At 38.5% G+C, this 16,403-nt stretch carries 17 protein-coding genes; 11 read left to right on the forward strand and 6 right to left on the reverse strand.

The window, feature by feature from the left end; all coding sequences use genetic code 11:
• Positions 1 to 10: 10 nt before the first annotated feature.
• A complete protein-coding gene (locus AR334_RS06600) occupies positions 11 to 1,117 on the reverse strand; it encodes a D-TA family PLP-dependent enzyme (RefSeq protein WP_066307095.1) in 1,107 nt (368 codons plus the stop codon).
• Positions 1,118 to 1,442: 325 nt separating this feature from the next.
• Between AR334_RS06600 and AR334_RS06605 the strand changes: the two genes are divergently transcribed.
• Positions 1,443 to 2,090, forward strand: a complete 648-nt coding sequence (locus AR334_RS06605; protein ID WP_066307097.1) for a transcriptional regulator — start codon at positions 1,443 to 1,445, stop codon at positions 2,088 to 2,090.
• A 156-nt stretch (positions 2,091 to 2,246) separates the two neighbouring features.
• On the opposite strand, the gene AR334_RS06610 is transcribed toward AR334_RS06605, so the two are convergent.
• Together AR334_RS06610 and AR334_RS06615 are read right to left on the reverse strand one after the other, a co-directional pair.
• Positions 2,247 to 2,906 carry a response regulator transcription factor gene (locus AR334_RS06610; RefSeq protein ID WP_066307101.1) on the reverse strand — a complete coding sequence of 220 codons (660 nt, stop codon included), beginning with the start codon at positions 2,904 to 2,906 and terminating at the stop codon, positions 2,247 to 2,249.
• Positions 2,907 to 4,100 (reverse strand): sensor histidine kinase, encoded by a 1,194-nt coding sequence (locus tag AR334_RS06615; RefSeq protein WP_066307103.1) that lies wholly within the window; start codon positions 4,098 to 4,100, stop codon positions 2,907 to 2,909.
• Between the two features lie 209 nt (positions 4,101 to 4,309).
• Between AR334_RS06615 and AR334_RS06620 the strand changes: the two genes are divergently transcribed.
• Entirely contained in the window at positions 4,310 to 4,822 is a 513-nt protein-coding gene (locus AR334_RS06620) for a DUF1700 domain-containing protein (RefSeq protein ID WP_066307106.1), read from the forward strand.
• 2 nt (positions 4,823 to 4,824) lie between these two features.
• Positions 4,825 to 5,787 carry a DUF4097 family beta strand repeat-containing protein gene (locus AR334_RS06625; RefSeq protein ID WP_066307107.1) on the forward strand — a complete coding sequence of 321 codons (963 nt, stop codon included), beginning with the start codon at positions 4,825 to 4,827 and terminating at the stop codon, positions 5,785 to 5,787.
• A gap of 51 nt (positions 5,788 to 5,838) precedes the next feature.
• Here the strand turns inward: AR334_RS06625 and AR334_RS06630 are convergent, their stop codons facing one another.
• On the reverse strand, positions 5,839 to 7,413 hold the full coding sequence (locus AR334_RS06630) for an ATP-binding protein (RefSeq protein ID WP_066307111.1): 1,575 nt from the start codon (positions 7,411 to 7,413) through the stop codon (positions 5,839 to 5,841).
• A gap of 281 nt (positions 7,414 to 7,694) precedes the next feature.
• On the opposite strand from AR334_RS06630, the gene AR334_RS06635 reads away from it, so the two are divergent.
• From AR334_RS06635 to AR334_RS06650, 4 genes are all read left to right on the forward strand, one after another.
• A complete protein-coding gene (locus AR334_RS06635; protein ID WP_066307114.1) occupies positions 7,695 to 8,210 on the forward strand; it encodes an RNA polymerase sigma factor in 516 nt (171 codons plus the stop codon).
• A 185-nt stretch (positions 8,211 to 8,395) separates the two neighbouring features.
• Positions 8,396 to 8,803 carry an ATP-binding protein gene (locus AR334_RS06640; RefSeq protein WP_172799168.1) on the forward strand — a complete coding sequence of 136 codons (408 nt, stop codon included), beginning with the start codon at positions 8,396 to 8,398 and terminating at the stop codon, positions 8,801 to 8,803.
• The gene (locus tag AR334_RS06645) at positions 8,763 to 10,325 is read left to right on the forward strand and encodes an ATP-binding protein (RefSeq protein WP_066307120.1); all 1,563 of its coding nucleotides are present in this window, start codon (positions 8,763 to 8,765) and stop codon (positions 10,323 to 10,325) included. The genes AR334_RS06640 and AR334_RS06645 overlap by 41 nt, the downstream gene beginning before the upstream one ends.
• Positions 10,326 to 10,460: 135 nt before the next feature.
• On the forward strand, positions 10,461 to 11,156 hold the full coding sequence (locus AR334_RS06650; protein WP_066307125.1) for a DUF421 domain-containing protein: 696 nt from the start codon (positions 10,461 to 10,463) through the stop codon (positions 11,154 to 11,156).
• 43 nt (positions 11,157 to 11,199) lie between these two features.
• Here the strand turns inward: AR334_RS06650 and AR334_RS06655 are convergent, their stop codons facing one another.
• Positions 11,200 to 11,649, reverse strand: coding sequence for a C40 family peptidase (locus AR334_RS06655; protein ID WP_066307128.1), 450 nt, complete (start codon positions 11,647 to 11,649; stop codon positions 11,200 to 11,202).
• 305 nt (positions 11,650 to 11,954) lie between these two features.
• Here AR334_RS06655 and AR334_RS06660 point away from each other — a divergent pair, with 305 nt between their 5' ends.
• From AR334_RS06660 to AR334_RS06675, 4 genes are all read left to right on the forward strand, one after another.
• A complete protein-coding gene (locus AR334_RS06660) occupies positions 11,955 to 12,632 on the forward strand; it encodes an Ltp family lipoprotein (RefSeq protein WP_066307129.1) in 678 nt (225 codons plus the stop codon).
• Positions 12,633 to 12,909: 277 nt separating this feature from the next.
• On the forward strand, positions 12,910 to 13,899 hold the full coding sequence (locus AR334_RS06665) for a DUF3231 family protein (RefSeq protein ID WP_066307130.1): 990 nt from the start codon (positions 12,910 to 12,912) through the stop codon (positions 13,897 to 13,899).
• A 91-nt stretch (positions 13,900 to 13,990) separates the two neighbouring features.
• On the forward strand, positions 13,991 to 14,227 hold the full coding sequence (locus AR334_RS06670) for a hypothetical protein (protein ID WP_066307134.1): 237 nt from the start codon (positions 13,991 to 13,993) through the stop codon (positions 14,225 to 14,227).
• 527 nt (positions 14,228 to 14,754) lie between these two features.
• A complete protein-coding gene (locus AR334_RS06675; protein ID WP_066307136.1) occupies positions 14,755 to 15,111 on the forward strand; it encodes a VOC family protein in 357 nt (118 codons plus the stop codon).
• 332 nt (positions 15,112 to 15,443) lie between these two features.
• Here AR334_RS06675 and AR334_RS06680 read toward each other — a convergent pair whose 3' ends face one another.
• Positions 15,444 to 16,400: a RimK family alpha-L-glutamate ligase gene (locus AR334_RS06680; RefSeq protein WP_066307140.1), complete on the reverse strand. Its 957-nt coding sequence runs from the start codon at positions 16,398 to 16,400 to the stop codon at positions 15,444 to 15,446.
• Positions 16,401 to 16,403 lie beyond the last annotated feature (3 nt).

Raw genomic sequence — 16,403 nt, forward strand, 5'->3', positions numbered from 1 at the left:
GAGAAATGATTTATTGCAGTTTCCCTTTACAATCAACTGGCAGCTCTTCTACTACTTCACCTTCAGAGATTAAGTACGCTTTTTCGTGTAAATTACAAACCGGGCAGATATGGTTCGGTATGATCTGCACTTTATCTCCTACATTTATTTGATTGCTGAAATCCTCATTGTAAATAATCGCATGTTCGTCGAAAACACCATGAATATAAACATCTTCAAATTCTTTAATACGGCCGAAGCCTTTTGTTGTAGTATGTCCTTTGCTCCTGCTTTGAGCTGTAATGCCTTTCGCCCCTACGTCTGTAATCACTCGTTCCTTTGTCGGCTTACTAATGATGGTCGTAAGAACCGATGCTGCACAACGGTCATAGGTACCGATGACATTGGCCTGTGAGGAATCCATGAGAATATAAGTTCCAGGTCTGATTTCGGTTATACCTTCCGGGATTTCAAAATTTAGCATGAACGGAGGGGTAGAACCGATACTGACAACTTTTGGCTTGAGCTCCATTTCCTCTGCAATTTTTGCAAAATCCAAGGTTCTTTTTACACTTTCAATAAAAAGCGCTTTGCATTCATCGATATTTTCTGCCTTATAGGAATGTCCGTCATGGGAAAAAACACCTCTGAATTCAACATTTTCACACCCCTTTACTACCTCTAGTAAAGTTCGGAAATCACTTTCTTCGATAATACCAGAACGTTCTTCCCCTACTTCAATTTCTATGAGTACTTGAGCCTTTTTCTCTGCGCCATTGAAAACTTCTTCTATTTCTCTAACTTGATAGGTATTATCGATCCCAAAAGAAATATCAATGGTCTCAGATAGTTTTCTAATTCGTTCAATTTTTGGTTTGCCGACAATCTCATTGGCTATAAAAATGTCCCTTAACCCATTTTTAGCCATTACCTCGGCTTCCCCGACTTTTGCTACCGTAATGCCTACAGCACCTAATTCCTCTTGCAATCTTGCAAGCTTGGGCATTTTATGAGTTTTGGTATGCGGGCGTAATTTGACTTTATTTTCGTTAGCATAATTTTGCATAAAACTAAGATTATCCATCATAATTTTTCTATCAATCAAAAGCGCCGGTGTATCTAACTCGAAATATTTCATTTTCTGTCCCCTTTTCAACTTCAAGATAAAAATTTTCATAAGGAATTAGGTATATAAATGTGCTACTACTCTAGTTGCTTTGAATTCTCCAGAACGTCATGGTATCCCCTCCTAATGCACATTCCCCCTCATGTTAAAGATAAATTCATACACAATTTCAGCTTGTAAATATAGAAAAAAATATATAATATTGTGTATAAAAGGATAAACTTAAGTAAATTATATAAAATTTTATATAAAAATCAATACATTTTCACAATTTCATATAAATAATTATATGAAATTGTTACACGGGAATGATTTTAACAAGAAGGTGGTAATCTTCATGAACATCGGCAATAAAGAGTTACAAAAGTACATTCCAATAGCAAATTTGATAGCTAAGACATTCGGAAAGAATTGTGAAGTTGTCATTCATGACTTAACCGTTCCTCAAAACTCAGTGATCTATGCCATTAATAACCATGTAACAGGGAGACAAGTGGGACAGGCTTTTGATCACTTGGTGAAGCAGGTATTGCTATCACGAAAATTTGGCGATGACTATGTTGCTGGCTATAAGACCCTTACCGAGGATGGCAGGGAAATTAAATCTTCTACTGCATTAATCAGAGATTCCCATGAAAAGGTAATAGGGGCACTATGTATAAATTACAATCTGGAAAACATGGTTAATTTCAAGGAATTTATAGACGAATTTATAGCGATTGATCAAGAAGACAAAGAAGACAAAGAAGAAAATATAGAGCTTATGGAAAATGTAGTAGAAATTGCAGATGATTTGATTGATAAAATTATCTCAAATTTTGCAAACGATGATTTGAAAAGAAAAGAGAAAATTAAATTAATCAAGTTTATGGATGAAAAAGGGATTTTTCTAATCAAGGGGTCTGTAGATAAAGTAGCAGAAAAGCTTGGCATCTCAAAAGTGACTGTCTATAGTTATTTAGATGAAATTAAAAAGACACTATGAAGCCTGTTATTATAGGTTTTTTTATGTTTAGAATGCGCATACAGCAACACCCATTTTATATATTTTTTTAAAAGGCATCCATTCATAAGGATGCCTTTTTCCTGAGACACAACGACTTTTTGATTGGCTGGAGGTGTGCCATAGCTGGAATTTCACTTATATTCCCCCTGTTAACCCCTCCTCCTTCGCCTTTAACGCCGCTTGGAATCGGTCCTTTACATCTAACTTATGGTAGATGCTAGAAATATAGTTCTTAACGGTTCCCTCCGATAAAAACAGCCTTTCTGCAATCAGCCGATTGCTTAACCCTTGGGCAATGCATTCCAGCACTTCTTCTTCGCGCTCGGTTAAGTCATAGTTGTTCTTGTTTTCTTGGGGGGCGTGCGGTTCAGGACTGTTTATTTGCTGAACGAGCAGCTTGGCCAAATCCTGTGGCAGCAGGGTGCCTCCCTTATGAATCAATTTAATGCCTGCAAGCAAGTCCTTTGGGTGAATCGCTTTTAACAAATAACCTTCTGCCCCGATGGCCAAAGCGTCTATCACATAATTGACCTCTTGGAAGGTTGTTAAAATAATTACCTTCGTCTCCGGCCAGCGTTGTTTGATGATTTTCGTTGCCGATATCCCGTCCATTTCCGGCATATTAATATCCATCAATACCATGTCGGGTTGTTGCTGCTGGCATAAATCAATGGCTTCAGCACCATTTTCCGCCAAACCTACGATTTCCATATCATCATCCATATCCAACACGATCGACAAGCTTTCGCGGATCAGCTCTTGATCATCTGCGATGACTAATTTAATGACACTCATTTAGGCCACCCCTTTTATCGGTACTGTAATCGTCAGCTTTACTCCCTGATGATTTCCACTTGTAATATCAAGATTTCCGTGCAGTTCACCAATTCGTTCCTTCATCGCGGTTAGGCCAAAACCAGGCTGCAAAGCATCGATTGGACTTCCATTGTTCTCAATGATTAAGACAACTTCCGAATCAGTAAACTGGTAATCAATCATAATTTCTGATGCACCACCATGTCTTTTAGCATTGGTCAACGCCTCTTGAAGACAACGGATAAATGCGAGTTTTATATTTTTGGAAATAGGAAATTCCTGCCCTTGCCTATGGAACTGGACAGCAGTATCTGTATTTTCTTTGAAATTAGTAACAATTTTATACAATAGCTCCGATAATGGCTGCTCATTTTCTGACGGAGCAATTTGATGGATGTGTTTCCGAATGTCCTCTAGGCCTTGACGGGAAACATTGGCCAGGTTTTCTACCTTCTTTTTAGCCCTTTCAATGTCTGTTTCTAGCAAATAAGAAACGGCATCAAGTCCCATTGTAACCGAAGTAAAGTGATGGCCAATCGTATCGTGCAGCTCTTGTGCAAGCCGGTTGCGTTCTTGGAGCAGCGTCACCTTCTCAATTTGATCTGCATACTGCTGAAGCACGCGATACTGTTCTTGGATTAATTGATATTGTTTATTATTTTCGGCGATGATTCGTTTTGTTTTCTGCTGCGATTGAATCACATAATTAAAGCAAGCTCCAAATCCTAGAAAAATTAAGATATCAATGTACTGAAGAAAATAAGTAACGGTGTCCAGGGTCCACAATGTAGGGATTGGAAATAAAATTAAAAACACGGGGAAGGTCCATTTGGCCGTCTGTTTTGTAGCAAGGTAACCTATCATTAAGATGGACATGAGGATCATGGCCCCACCAAGATTAACGTGCGATAGGACATTAAAATAGACAGAGGCTCCGCCTGCCACAATGAGCTCCGCAACGGGATAAAGGACAGGGTTCTTGTAGCCAGGTCTCCAAAAAATGTGCGGGACAATATAATAGACGGTTAATATCCCAACAAAAGCCAAATAGGAAAGGACGCTTTCACCTTTCACTTGAATAAAGAAAGAAAGAATGCCCGCCAGATACCAGCACAATCTTAGGAAAAAAATAAACCAGTCCACCCACATCCACTCATAATCTGTTTTCTTCAAACCTACACCTCCCCTTCTGCTACTATTTTCCTATACTTACCTATCTTACAAGAATTTAGGTAATTCTAATAGTCTAAAAATAAATAAATTTAATGGGTTTCCAGACGAACTCCAAAGGTAATGCAGAATTTCATGACTGACTTCACTACAGTCATATGACTTTTTCTTTGTATGATAAGGTCATAGGGTTACAGAAAGGAACGAAGGAAATGAAAAACGAAGAAATGCTGCAGGAGTTGGAAGAAAGATTAAAAGGGCTGCCACCGGACGATCGGGAGAAATTAATCGAACTGTATCAGGACCTTATTGAAGTGGCGGCGGAAAATCGCAAGGCTGATACACATTTGCCGGGAACGTTGACGGACCATTACCCATTACAGATTGAAATGAAAAATGATTCTTATCCCAATCTAGGTAGAGTCATCCTGGCATCCATCAGTTTATTTTTCTTTAATCTCATTTTTGTGCTAGGTCCGGTCATAACGGTTTTTGCCGTTTATCTGTCTCTTTGGATCGTCTCGGTCAGCTTTGTATTATCACCGCTTTTTGTCGTGACACAAGTATTGATTGGTGGCTTTACTATCATGGAGTTGTTTCTATCCCTGATTCTCTGCGGAGTGGGAATAGCGCTTGGGGCCGGTATGGTTAAGGCGGGAAAAGGCTTATACAAGATTTTTAGTACGTATGTAAATTGGAATATAAAATTAATAAAAGGAGAATAAAAATGAGAAGAATTATGTACGGGGCGTTAGGGCTCGTGGCCATTGGAATAATTGGTGTCATCATGTCAATCAACACATCAGGTGCAGAAGCTTTTACATTTAGTTCAGTAGATGTTCATCAAAATAAAGATATATCAGCAAAAGGAATTAGTAATATTGTCATTGACTCCCCTACTGTCGATGTAAACGTTCAGCCAACCAGCGGGGATAAGATTGAAGCTGATTTTTCAGGCCAAGTAGGAAAAAAGAGCAAAAATTTATATAAGCTGGATATCGATAAAGACGGTGAAACTGTTAAAATCACGATGGAAAAGAAAGATAAGTTTCAGTTTATGATGTTTAACTTTACAAAAGTCACCCTAAAGGTCAAAGTGCCTCAACAAGATTATAATTCAATTGAAATCAATGCGGCATCTGGAGATATCGCGTTAAATGAATTGAAAGCAAAGGAAGTAGCAGTCGAAACACAATCAGGTGATATTGAAGTCAGCGATGTTGCGACCGAGGATACGCTTGAACTGAAAGCTTCTAGCGGCGATATTGCGGCTAATGGAAACCGCACAAATCGGCTGGACATTGAATCGAGCAGTGGTGATATTAGGATGAAGGATAATGAAGCCAAGGAAACCGACGTCTATACTAGCAGCGGTAAAATCGTTTCAGATGATCTAGTCTCGGAAGATATCAAAATGAATACATCTTCTGGTGATATTGTCGTTACAGCAGAAGAAATGACTGGCCATGTATCATTGGAAAGCAGCAGCGGCGATCTTGACGTAAGCTTTGCAAAACCAGCCGCTTCCATGAAAGTGGATTACAAATCGAGCTCAGGCGATGGAACAGCAGAGTTGGATAAAATGAACTTTACCGAGAAATCCGAAAATCGGATTGTCGGCCAAATTGGTGACGGAAAATATAAGTTAACAGCAAGAACGAGTTCCGGTGATTTTAGCGTAAGAGACTGATGGTTATCAAAAAATGACTATAGATGAAAAAGCAGTTGATTCTAACCGAATTCAACTGCTTTTTTCATCTAAAAATCCTGATTCTATTGCACTTGGGCGGTCACCGCCACTTTGAGGGGTATCAAATGAGATGGTAAACGTGGTGCCTTGGTTTAGTTCACTCACAACATGAATCAATCCCTTATGGTTCTGAATGATTTTATAGCTTACCATGAGACCTAAGCCATTGCCATCCTGCTTTGTCGTAAAAAAAGGCTCGCCAAGACGCTTGATTTGTTCCGCTTCCATGCCCTTGCCTTCATCCTTTACCGTGATGACTACATTATGAGAGGTCCTTTCAACCACAACAGAAACATTGCCTCCACTAGGCATCGCCTCAATAGCATTTTTGATTAAGTTTATAAACACCTGTTTCAATTGATTTTTTTCTCCGGAAATCACGACTTCCTCAGTTGGAAATTGGCAGTCAATATTCACATTTTTAAGATTGGCTTCCGGCTCTAAAAATTTTATTACGCTGTGCAAAATACTTGTTATATTACAATCTCTGAACACAACCTGGTGAGGCTTGGCAAAGACCATCAATTCACTGACGATAAAATTAATCCGATCAATTTCATCAAGGATAGTGTCAGCATAGTATGGATTTATTCCATTATTATTTAGAAGCTGGACAAACCCCCTAATGGTGGTGAGCGGGTTTCGGATTTCGTGGGCAATCCCGGCTGCCAATTCTCCAATCATCGAAAGCTTTTCGGCTTTACGGATCATTTCTTCCGATTTTCTTTTTTCCGTAATGTCATATTGAATTGAGATATGTTTATAGTGCTCGCCGTTTGCATCCAAAAACGGAATAATCGTCGTATCCAGCCAATACTTTGTTCCGTCCTTTGCCTGATTTAGTATCTCCCCTTTCCAGGCTTCTCCACTTTGAATCGTTTCCCATACTTCATGGAAGAAGGAAGGGGGATGATAGTTAGAAGAGAATATCCTATGAGGTTTCCCAATTAATTCCTCTCTGCTATATTTATATAATTGGCACAGGTTATCATTTGCAAAGATAATTTTATCCTCGTGATCGGAAATGGCAAAAATCGTGGCTTCATTTAAGACTCGCTCCACGTCAGCAAGCTCTTTAAGGGTCATGGTTAAATCCTTTTCCGCATCATCTAAAGCAAGCCTGATAAAGGCAATTTCCTCGTTGTATATCTTCAAAAGCGTTTTGGACATCAGTTGGAATAATTGCTCAATCATTTTCATCACTTCAAAATAGCACTCTATTGATATCCTTTTTCCAAGTACTTCTTGTTGGAGTAAATCCAAGATGGAACCACGGGTTCTATAAAAAATATGGATCGATTGATTTAAAGTGGCATTCGTTATAATGAGCGACAGACCTAAATCTTTTACAAAAGCGATTAGATTTTGTTTATTTTCTGCGGTTTGGCTTATTAAACACTCCCCGACCAGAAGGCATAAGTTTGCCTCGACTTTCTTGGAACACTCCCGCTTATCCAAAAGAGGATTTATAAGTATTTCATTTGTAGCGGCCGAATTCAATCGTTGAACATGGTCTCCAGATAATTCTTTTATTTTTGCACCTATATACCCAATTTGATTATTCATCTTATCCCTCTTAACACAGTAATCTTCATACCTAATAATTTGACAAATTCCCACTAAGCTCCTGCATTTTGGAAAAATTATGACGAAATATAGGCTGGATCCGCATTTTTTTGGTGTAATGCCGCAGGATTTTTAGGCCAAAATTCCTATTTTAAATTTTTTCAGCCGTTCGCAAACTTTCCAGCCGTATCAAAGGTATATAGATATGTAATGTTCGCAGGAGCAACAGAAAAGGAAATAAACCGGCTCCCTTGCGATGAACAGGAATGGAGAGATGGACAATGAGCAGGATTGATATTGTGGAAGCATTTGAATTATATAGACAACGAATGTTTTATATCGGTTATTCGATTACAAACGATTGGCATTTGGCGGAGGATATCGTTCAGGAATCGTTTATAAAAGCATTTAATAAAATCGATACAATTGAGGACAACAGCAAATTAGGAGCATGGCTTTCCTCTATTACCACCCGAACCGCCATTGACTTTATCCGCAGAGAGCGGAAAAGAAAGGGGCTGCCGTTAGAGGCGGAAATGCTTGATATCCTAGGGAAACATACGGATCAGAATGTGGAGGCTGAAGTGGAGACAGTCATGCTGCAGGAACAGGTTCAATTCGCGATACAGGAAATGAATGATCACTATCGGGATGTACTTATGCTAAAGGTAAATCAGAGCTTAAACGAACAAGAAATCGCCAGCGTCCTTGGCCTCAACGTCAGTACGGTAAAAGTGCGAGTTCACCGTGGCAGAAAACAATTAAAGCTCTTATTGCATGATCAGCTTACCGCCTAGGAAAAACTTCATCAGAGAAGTCCGGATCCTATTAGACCGGCCTCTTTTTTATTCCAACAAAGGGACCCTGCCACATAAGCAAATTACTACAATAAAACAATCATAGCCTCAAATATAAGTATGTGAATCTTTTAATTTTTAAAAATATTATTTTCTACTATATCAATATGTTTTATAATCATAATATGATTAGAAAAATTACAATCACTTCCGAAAATGATATAAGGATTACCTTGAATGCCATCCGGATGTTAACCAGGTCCCTTCATTTTTCCGAAGTGGATACTCAAAAGTTAATTGTCGCCGTTTCTGAGCTTTCCAGAAATATTATTGACCATGCCGGCAGCAATGGATTTGTCTATTTCGAAGCATTAGAGAATAAAGGGATCAAAGTAATCGTGCAGGACTTTGGCAAAGGCATCAAACAAATAGATGAGATTCTTCAAGGCCAAACCAACTTTCAAAAAAAAGGATTGGGAATGGGTCTTGTGGGGGCTAAAAGATTGATGGATGATTTTAGCGTCGAAACTTCAAAGGAAGGAACGAGGATTATTGCCGTTAAGTGGAGAACCATACCATACAAACAAAGATAACAAGGATGACATAACACTTGATCGTTTAGCAGCAGTAGGACAAATCGCGGCAGGAATTGCTCATGAGGTTAGGAACCCTTTAACCACTGTTAAGGGTTTTTTACATTTATTGAAGGAAGAGCAGCCTCATTCCTACTTGGACATTGCGGTTGAGGAATTAGAAAATGCGCTACTAACCATGCAAAACCTGTTGAATGTATCGAAGCCTGACCTTGATGACGAAGGTCTTTCCGATATCAACCTATCGACTGAAATTGAATCCATCTTATACCTGTTTCAAAATCAAATCTATCATGTTTCCATTGAAAAGCAATTACAAGATACCCATGTAACCGTGTATGGCAAGCGGAATCAACTAAAAAAAGCGCTGTTTAACCTCATTAAAAATGCGTTTGAAGCGATGCCCGAATCCGGTACCATCACAGTTAAACACTATATGGAAAACGGGAAATTATTGCTATCAATCCAGGATACAGGAGTAGGCATACCGGAAGATAAACTTGGAATCCTTGGGACGCCGTTCTTCACTTCAAAAGACGACGGGACTGGTATGGGCTTAACCCAGGTTTATTCGACGATTTACGAACATAATGGAAAAATTACCGTTTCAAGCGAGGTAGGCTTAGGAACAAATTTTACGATGGAGTTTCCTGTTCGGAAGAAGAAAGATGTAGGGGTGTTGGAATTGAATCTGCCATATGTTGAAAATCAGACCTTTAGTGATTTTTATACTCATAATAAAGAGAACTTTATGGAACTGCTCAGAGCACAGGGAAAAACTTTGTTTGAACATATTAATGGGGTCAAGCATATTGATGAGCAGTATGTTTTAAATTCAGCGCATCAGATTGTCACATTGTTAAATGCGTCAGACGAGTTTGGCTTGGTCATGCACGCTAAGGAGCATGGAAAGACTTGGGCAAAATTGAAATTGGAGTTAATTGTTAAGCTGGAGTGGTTTCAAACTGTTCGCCAATGCTATTGGGATTTCCTATTTAATTATTATGATCATATTGACATAAGCAAAAAGAAATTCTTTGAAATCGAACGAAACATAAATTTTAACCTCGATACCTATGTAACACATTTCTCATCCAGTTATTCGGAATACAAAAGTTTTCTCATCGAGGCACAAAACGAGTTAATTGAGGATTTGATTGTTCCGATTATACCATTGACCGATACAATGGCGATTTTACCGATTATCGGAATGGTGGATACAAAACGGGCCAAAAATATTCAATTAAAGGTTTTGGAAAGAATCTATCAGCAGCATATCAGTTACATTATTATCGATCTTTCAGGTGTATCCTATATGGACACCGCTGTCTTAAATCATTTGTTTAACATCATTAACGGCATCCGGATTCAAGGCTGCGAGGCTGTGTTAACCGGGGTTCGCCCAGAAATAACCAATACCATTGTGGAATTGGGAATCGATTTGCACGCAAAAGTATCAACAAAAGCTACTTTACAACAGGCCATCCAGGACTATAACAAGCTGCATCTTGGAAACCAATAAATACATTCGTGTGATTAGGCTTTCGGCAATAATGCTGAAGGCCTTTTATTATATTGGGGAAACTGGAAGGAATAATTCACCTGCTGACAGAACATAATATTTCCAATTGCTTGTTTTTTACAAGGGAGAACCGTTATGTCAGTACCTTTAGAAATAATCTTTAGAACCCTTACATCCTTTATTCTATTATGGATATTTGTCCATATGCTGGGGAAGCAGGTCATTTTTCAAAAATCCTATCACCTCTTGATCGCGACAATCACGATGGGAACGATAGCAGGAAATCTAGCATTCAATCTAAATATTAAGTTCCGATATTTTATCCTGGCATTTATGATCATGGGCGCCATCATTTTCACGTTGAACACCCTGTCTGTCAAGAACCATCGTTTTAAGAGATGGATTGAAGGGGAACCAACCTTCTTAATCCAAGAAGGAAAAATCCTGGAGGAATCACTTAAGAAAATTGGGTATTCATTAGACATGCTGACACAGGCGCTACGCGGCAAAGACATCTTTAACATCGATGAAGTGGAATGTGCGATTCTAGAAGTGAACGGTTCGTTATCGGTATTAAAAAAGGCGGAATATCAAAACGTCCTGAGGAAGGATATCCATTTGACTCCATCCTCAAGCAAGGCCCCCGTAGAATTGGTGTTTGATGGAGAACTTTTGGAGGAAAATCTCTCTGATCATGCTCACAACAAGGAATGGTTCCTGGCCCAATTACAAAAGAGAACCCTTCAAGTATCTGACATTGCATACGCGGTCGTAGGATCGAATGGGAATTTATATATTGATTTATTTCGGGATCATGTAGATGAAAAATAAAAGCTGAAAACATACAAAAAAAGACCATCGATTCCGATGATCTTTAAATCCGCTTGGCTCCAATATATCTAGCATGCCAATATGGGTTGTTTGTGTTAGTTATAATAACACCTTTTGATGAGGATGCCATAATCATTTTGCCGTATCCCATATAGATCGCAACATGGGTTGGGGCACTTGCTTTATTCGGTGCATAGAATAGTAAGTCACCGATTTCCAAATTAGATGGTCGATATCCGTTTCCATAGTACATTTGGGCAGCAGTGCGATTTAGTGTAATTCCCGCTTTTCCGTAAGAATATTTCACGAGGCCTGAACAATCAAATCCGCTCGGCGAAATTCCGCCCCATTTATAAGGAACCCCTTGATTTGCTTTAGCAACCGAGATTGCTTTTGTATGATAATATGCCGCTTCTGCTATATCACCCTTGGCGGCGAACAAAGTGCCACAAGAAGCTAAAATGGTAAAGGCTATGATGAATTTCTTTAGCATGATTGTTTCCTCCTCGTGTGATTTGATAGTTTCACTATACTAGAAAGGTATAACAGACTCATCACAGCAATATGATAATTTCATTACAAAGTTATTCCGATATAATTTAAAGACAGTATACACTTAAACCAAGCATCACCTTGTATTCAGTAGGCAAATCTAATGATTAACAGAACCCCCCAAAAAAACGCTCTTCGCCAGATTAGGTAATATTTATTGTCGTTATCCTGTAAACGTAATACTTTCTTACGATAAATTACATGCTATAAATGTAATCAAACTGACATAAAGGGGACAAGTTGAAAATGGCAAAACAGGAAAAACAATCAAAGCCAAAAAAACCGTTCTATAAAAAATGGTGGGTATGGCTAATTGCAATCATCGTAGTTGTGAAGATTGCTTCTGGTGGGGATGATACTAGCGAGGATACCCAAAAGGAAAACAACACAGCTGATACTCAGACCGCGAAAGAAACACAAGAAGAGAATAAAGAACCAAAAGAAGAACCCCAGGCAGAGGATAATGTTCCAAGTGAATATAAGTCTGCTTTGAAAAAAGCCCAATCGTACGCAAAAACAATGAACATGTCCAAAAGTGCTATTTATGACCAATTAACTTCAGAATATGGTGAAAAGTTTTCTCCTGAAGCAGCTGATTATGCAATGAGCAAACTCGAATATGACTGGAAATCAAACGCTTTGAAAAAGGCTAAATCCTATTCAGATTCTATGCACATGTCAAAACAAGGCATCTATGATCAACTTATTTCTGAACAGGGAGAAAAATTTACTGCAGATGAGGCACAGTACGCAATTGACAATCTGAAAGCAGATTATAATAAAAATGCCTTGGCTAAAGCAAAAAGTTATCAGGAATCAATGAATATGTCACCTGCAGCGATAAGAGACCAATTAACCTCTGAGCACGGTGAAAAGTTTACACAAGAAGAAGCCAATTACGCAATTGAGAATTTAAATAAATAAAACGCAAAAACTCGCCCTCACCTTTTCTTTGGTAGAGGGCTTTAGAATTAGAGCTCCCTCCGCTAGTTGAAAAGAAAAATTAACGATTTTCAAATATCGTCTACTTTGATATGTGATGTTATCAAATCAACAAAAGTAACTTCTATATGGTAAACCCCATTTACCTTGTTTTGTCCATAACTCATATTTTTCTTAATCATTGTAGAAGCTAGGAGAGGATGAAAAAAATATTGGTGAGTGGTTTTTATTGAACAATGGTAAATTGGAGGTATTTCTTTTGGATTTTTTCAAGAAGACAAAAACTGACACTTTAACCGCTGCCGAAGTATCTGCTCTTTGGCTACAATATACAGGTGATAGTATGGCGATCTGTGTTTACAGATATTTTCTTACCATTGTTGAAAACGAAGAGATAAAACCCATTATGGAAATCGCATTACAGTTAGCTGAGAGCCATGTTACAAAAATCACCGAATTCTTAAAAAGCGCTAATTTCCAAATCCCATTGGGATTTACAGAGAATGACGTGAATGTTAATGCTCCTCGTCTTTTTTCTGACCAATTTTTACTTTTTTACTCCTATACTATGACCATACATGGTTTAACCGCATATAGCTTAGCTATTACGAATTCTGAGCGACAGGACATTCAAAATTATTTTTATGAATGTATGGGTTCTGCAAAGGACTTGTTTCAAAGAATTGTGGAATTGGCTAAAGACCAGCCAAAATATAAAAGTGTTCCCTCCATTCCTTCCCCTCATGGGGTGAAGTTTATGGAAACGCCAGGATTCATTTCTAATTTAATTGGAGACAAAAGACCATTAAATAGTTCGGAAATCAGCACTCTATTTTTTAATTCAACGAAAACTGGATTTATCAGTTCGTTAAGTTTAGCTTTTAGTCAGGTAGCAGTGCGTGAAGACGTTCGTAATTTCATGTTAAAAAATGTGAAATTAGCAGGGAAAGATGCTGATAGCTTTGATGCAATCTTACAAGAGGATCATTTACCAATCCCTGAGAAATGGGATGCCGAGATTACTGATTCTACCGTAAGCCCATTTTCTGACAAGTTAATCATGTTTCATGCAAGTTTTTTAGTCAATGCTGCCCTTACTTATTATGGTGCTTCATTAGGTTCTAGCTTCAGATCGGATATACTCTTAAACTATACGAAGGTATTTACCCACGCTATGGAGGCTGGTGCTATTTCTTACAATATTATGGTAAAACATGGATGGTTAGAAAAACAACCAGATTCCGACTAATAGAATGTTCACTGGTACAAGGATGATTTAACAAAGAGATGACAAATTAAACGAACAGGGCATATCTCTAACTGTAAAAGGAGATGAAGTAATGGAAAAGGTCGCTAATATTGTTCATATAGGTGAATTAATAGCTGTCTCTAAGGTCTTTGAGGTAAACCCTTTTCAAATGGTAACATTAATTGAAAAGGGTTCAATGGAAGTATTCGAAACGAAGGAAGATTTTATTGCAAAATACGGAATCAAGGATACTTATGAAGAATTAGAAGATTGGTGTGAGTTAAACAATGGGAAGATTTTCACTAAACCTAAAATTCCCCGTCAATGACGATTGTCTTTCAAGAATCCCCCCATAAGTACAATACTTCACAAATTACCTTGTTGCTTTGAAGCATACAGAGGATTTGCCACTCTCACCAAATCTGCATATTACACTTTTAATTCTTCAAATGCTTTTAATACATCTTCAGGAATATCAATGTGAGCAATATAATTTTTTCCGTTCGGGCCGTATCCACTAAGTAAAAATAACCGCAGCGATCATTAATCTTACAAAAGCCTCCACTAATTGATTATTTTCTGGGTGGTTTTCATCCATAATCTTCTGCCAACAAAACTCATAGTGACTAAACAAAAGCACGCGTTCCAACAGGAACCCTAAATTTTCGAACTCTCAATAGTATATTATCTCCGGAAATTTATGAATAAGTAAGTCACATCCAACCAAAGTTGGAATCAAGTTCATCAATTTGATTGATTAAATATGTTTTATCTCCATTTATAATTTAAATAAATCATAATTATGAAAAAAACAACAATCACCAGTAACTATCACTAAGAATAGGAGTATAACCTATGAAACTAAATCATCTCAATCTCACGGTCACTGACGTTAATGCAGCTCGAGAATTCCTTGTGAAATATTTCGACCTGCAAACCAAGAGCACGCATGGCGATTCATTCGCTGTACTGACCGACGAAAACGGATTATTGCTCGCCTTAATGAAAGGTGCTCAGGTCAGCTACCCCAAGAGCTTTCATATCGGCTTTTCACTGGAGAGCGAAGAGCGAGTGAACGAAATCAATCAACGCTTGAAAGATGATGGGTTTGATGTGAAACCCCCACAAAGGTTGCATGGTTGGACATTCTATGTTAAAGCACCGGGTGGATTTACTGTCGAGGTTCTATGTAGAATGAGGCACATTCAATAAAGGCTTTTTTTCCAGCAGATTGTTCCTTTTTCAACTGGATTTAGTGGGCTTGATGGCAGTTCCTTTTTTTAATCTACATTCGGATTCTCTTTTAATTTTTTCTCTGATGTAAATTACATCTAAACCGAATGAAATACCTAATAAACTTTTTCTTAACCATACTGTCATGTTAGTCTAATAAGATAAATATAACCGCCGAAACGATCATTAATCTTAACAAAAGCCTCGATAGTTAAATAAGCATCTATCAAATAAATATTATGTTGCAAACAAAAAAAGCCGCCAAATAGGACAGCTCAGTTTTACATTAATCTATATTTACTTGAACCAAATTACACCGTTGCTGCTGCTGCGTACTTTTCTTCCAATGTCTTCTTTAAAAATAAAGCCACTTCAAGCATGCCATATTTCCCAGCTTTTGCTTCTGCATCAGAATTATAGTTTGTGTTTGTATTAATATCGTACGTATAAATTTCACCATCCGCATTTCGGATGAACTCGATTCCTGCCACTTGAATACCATTGCCAGTCAGGACCTTTTTATATTTTTCTAAAATTTCGTCCTCAAACCCGTCGATGATTTGGAACTTCGGTTTCTCTTCTACTTCTTCTCCTACCGGACAGAACAAATCGCCAATCTGGCAGGCGTCCGCCGGGCAAAGCTGGAATCCTTCCGAAGTATCCACCTTAACGGCATACACAAAGTTTCCACCGACAAACTCACAGCGGGTGATGTAGCTTTCAGGAGATACAATATATTCTTGAATCAGGGTAATGCCATCGACCGGTTCTTCGAAAGTTGGTCCTTCCACATAGGCTTTTAATGCTTCTACACTTTGGAATAATTGAACACCCAAGCCCTTACCGGCACGGTTATGTTTCGTAATAAAGGGTTGTCCTGCGAATGCTTCTGCAGCCTTTAGGATGTTCTCTTTGCCTACCGCTGCAATGGTTTTTGGCGTCTTCACACCATACTTGTTTAACTCTAAGTATTGCAACACCTTGCTTACTTCCAGCTTTAGGGCGCTCGTCCCATTTAATACCGTACGGCCATGAGCCTCCAGCCAAGCCAATACTTGTCCAGTAAATTCCGCGGCAAACCGATGGTCACGTGTATGGGAGGAAGCACTCATTCGGCTATAGAAGATGCCTTCCGGCGGCTCTGCCGATAAATCCAGAGTCCCTTCGTCCAAATGCCATTCTTCATACGGGACTCCCAGTTCTTCCAACCTTTTTGTTAAGTGGACAGTCCATTCACTATTTTCATGAATCACATATACCTTGCTCATGTT

It is taken from the genome of Bacillus sp. FJAT-29814, assembly GCF_001510715.1.
Classification (GTDB): Bacteria; Bacillota; Bacilli; order Bacillales; family Cytobacillaceae; genus Neobacillus.

Bases quoted from the DNA above. Each gene is read 5' to 3' on its own strand.
- AR334_RS06680 (WP_066307140.1), bottom strand. From the start codon at position 16,400: ATGAGCAAGGTATATGTGATTCATGAAAATAGTGAATGGACTGTCCAC.
- AR334_RS06675 (WP_066307136.1), top strand. From the start codon at position 14,755: ATGAAACTAAATCATCTCAATCTCACGGTCACTGACGTTAATGCAGCT.
- AR334_RS06610 (WP_066307101.1), bottom strand. From the start codon at position 2,906: ATGAGTGTCATTAAATTAGTCATCGCAGATGATCAAGAGCTGATCCGC.
- AR334_RS06655 (WP_066307128.1), bottom strand. From the start codon at position 11,649: ATGCTAAAGAAATTCATCATAGCCTTTACCATTTTAGCTTCTTGTGGC.
- AR334_RS06605 (WP_066307097.1), top strand. From the start codon at position 1,443: ATGAACATCGGCAATAAAGAGTTACAAAAGTACATTCCAATAGCAAAT.
- AR334_RS06635 (WP_066307114.1), top strand. From the start codon at position 7,695: ATGAGCAGGATTGATATTGTGGAAGCATTTGAATTATATAGACAACGA.
- AR334_RS06640 (WP_172799168.1), top strand. From the start codon at position 8,396: ATGATTAGAAAAATTACAATCACTTCCGAAAATGATATAAGGATTACC.
- AR334_RS06630 (WP_066307111.1), bottom strand. From the start codon at position 7,413: ATGAATAATCAAATTGGGTATATAGGTGCAAAAATAAAAGAATTATCT.
- AR334_RS06650 (WP_066307125.1), top strand. From the start codon at position 10,461: ATGTCAGTACCTTTAGAAATAATCTTTAGAACCCTTACATCCTTTATT.
- AR334_RS06625 (WP_066307107.1), top strand. From the start codon at position 4,825: ATGAGAAGAATTATGTACGGGGCGTTAGGGCTCGTGGCCATTGGAATA.
- AR334_RS06600 (WP_066307095.1), bottom strand. From the start codon at position 1,117: ATGAAATATTTCGAGTTAGATACACCGGCGCTTTTGATTGATAGAAAA.
- AR334_RS06670 (WP_066307134.1), top strand. From the start codon at position 13,991: ATGGAAAAGGTCGCTAATATTGTTCATATAGGTGAATTAATAGCTGTC.
- AR334_RS06660 (WP_066307129.1), top strand. From the start codon at position 11,955: ATGGCAAAACAGGAAAAACAATCAAAGCCAAAAAAACCGTTCTATAAA.
- AR334_RS06620 (WP_066307106.1), top strand. From the start codon at position 4,310: ATGAAAAACGAAGAAATGCTGCAGGAGTTGGAAGAAAGATTAAAAGGG.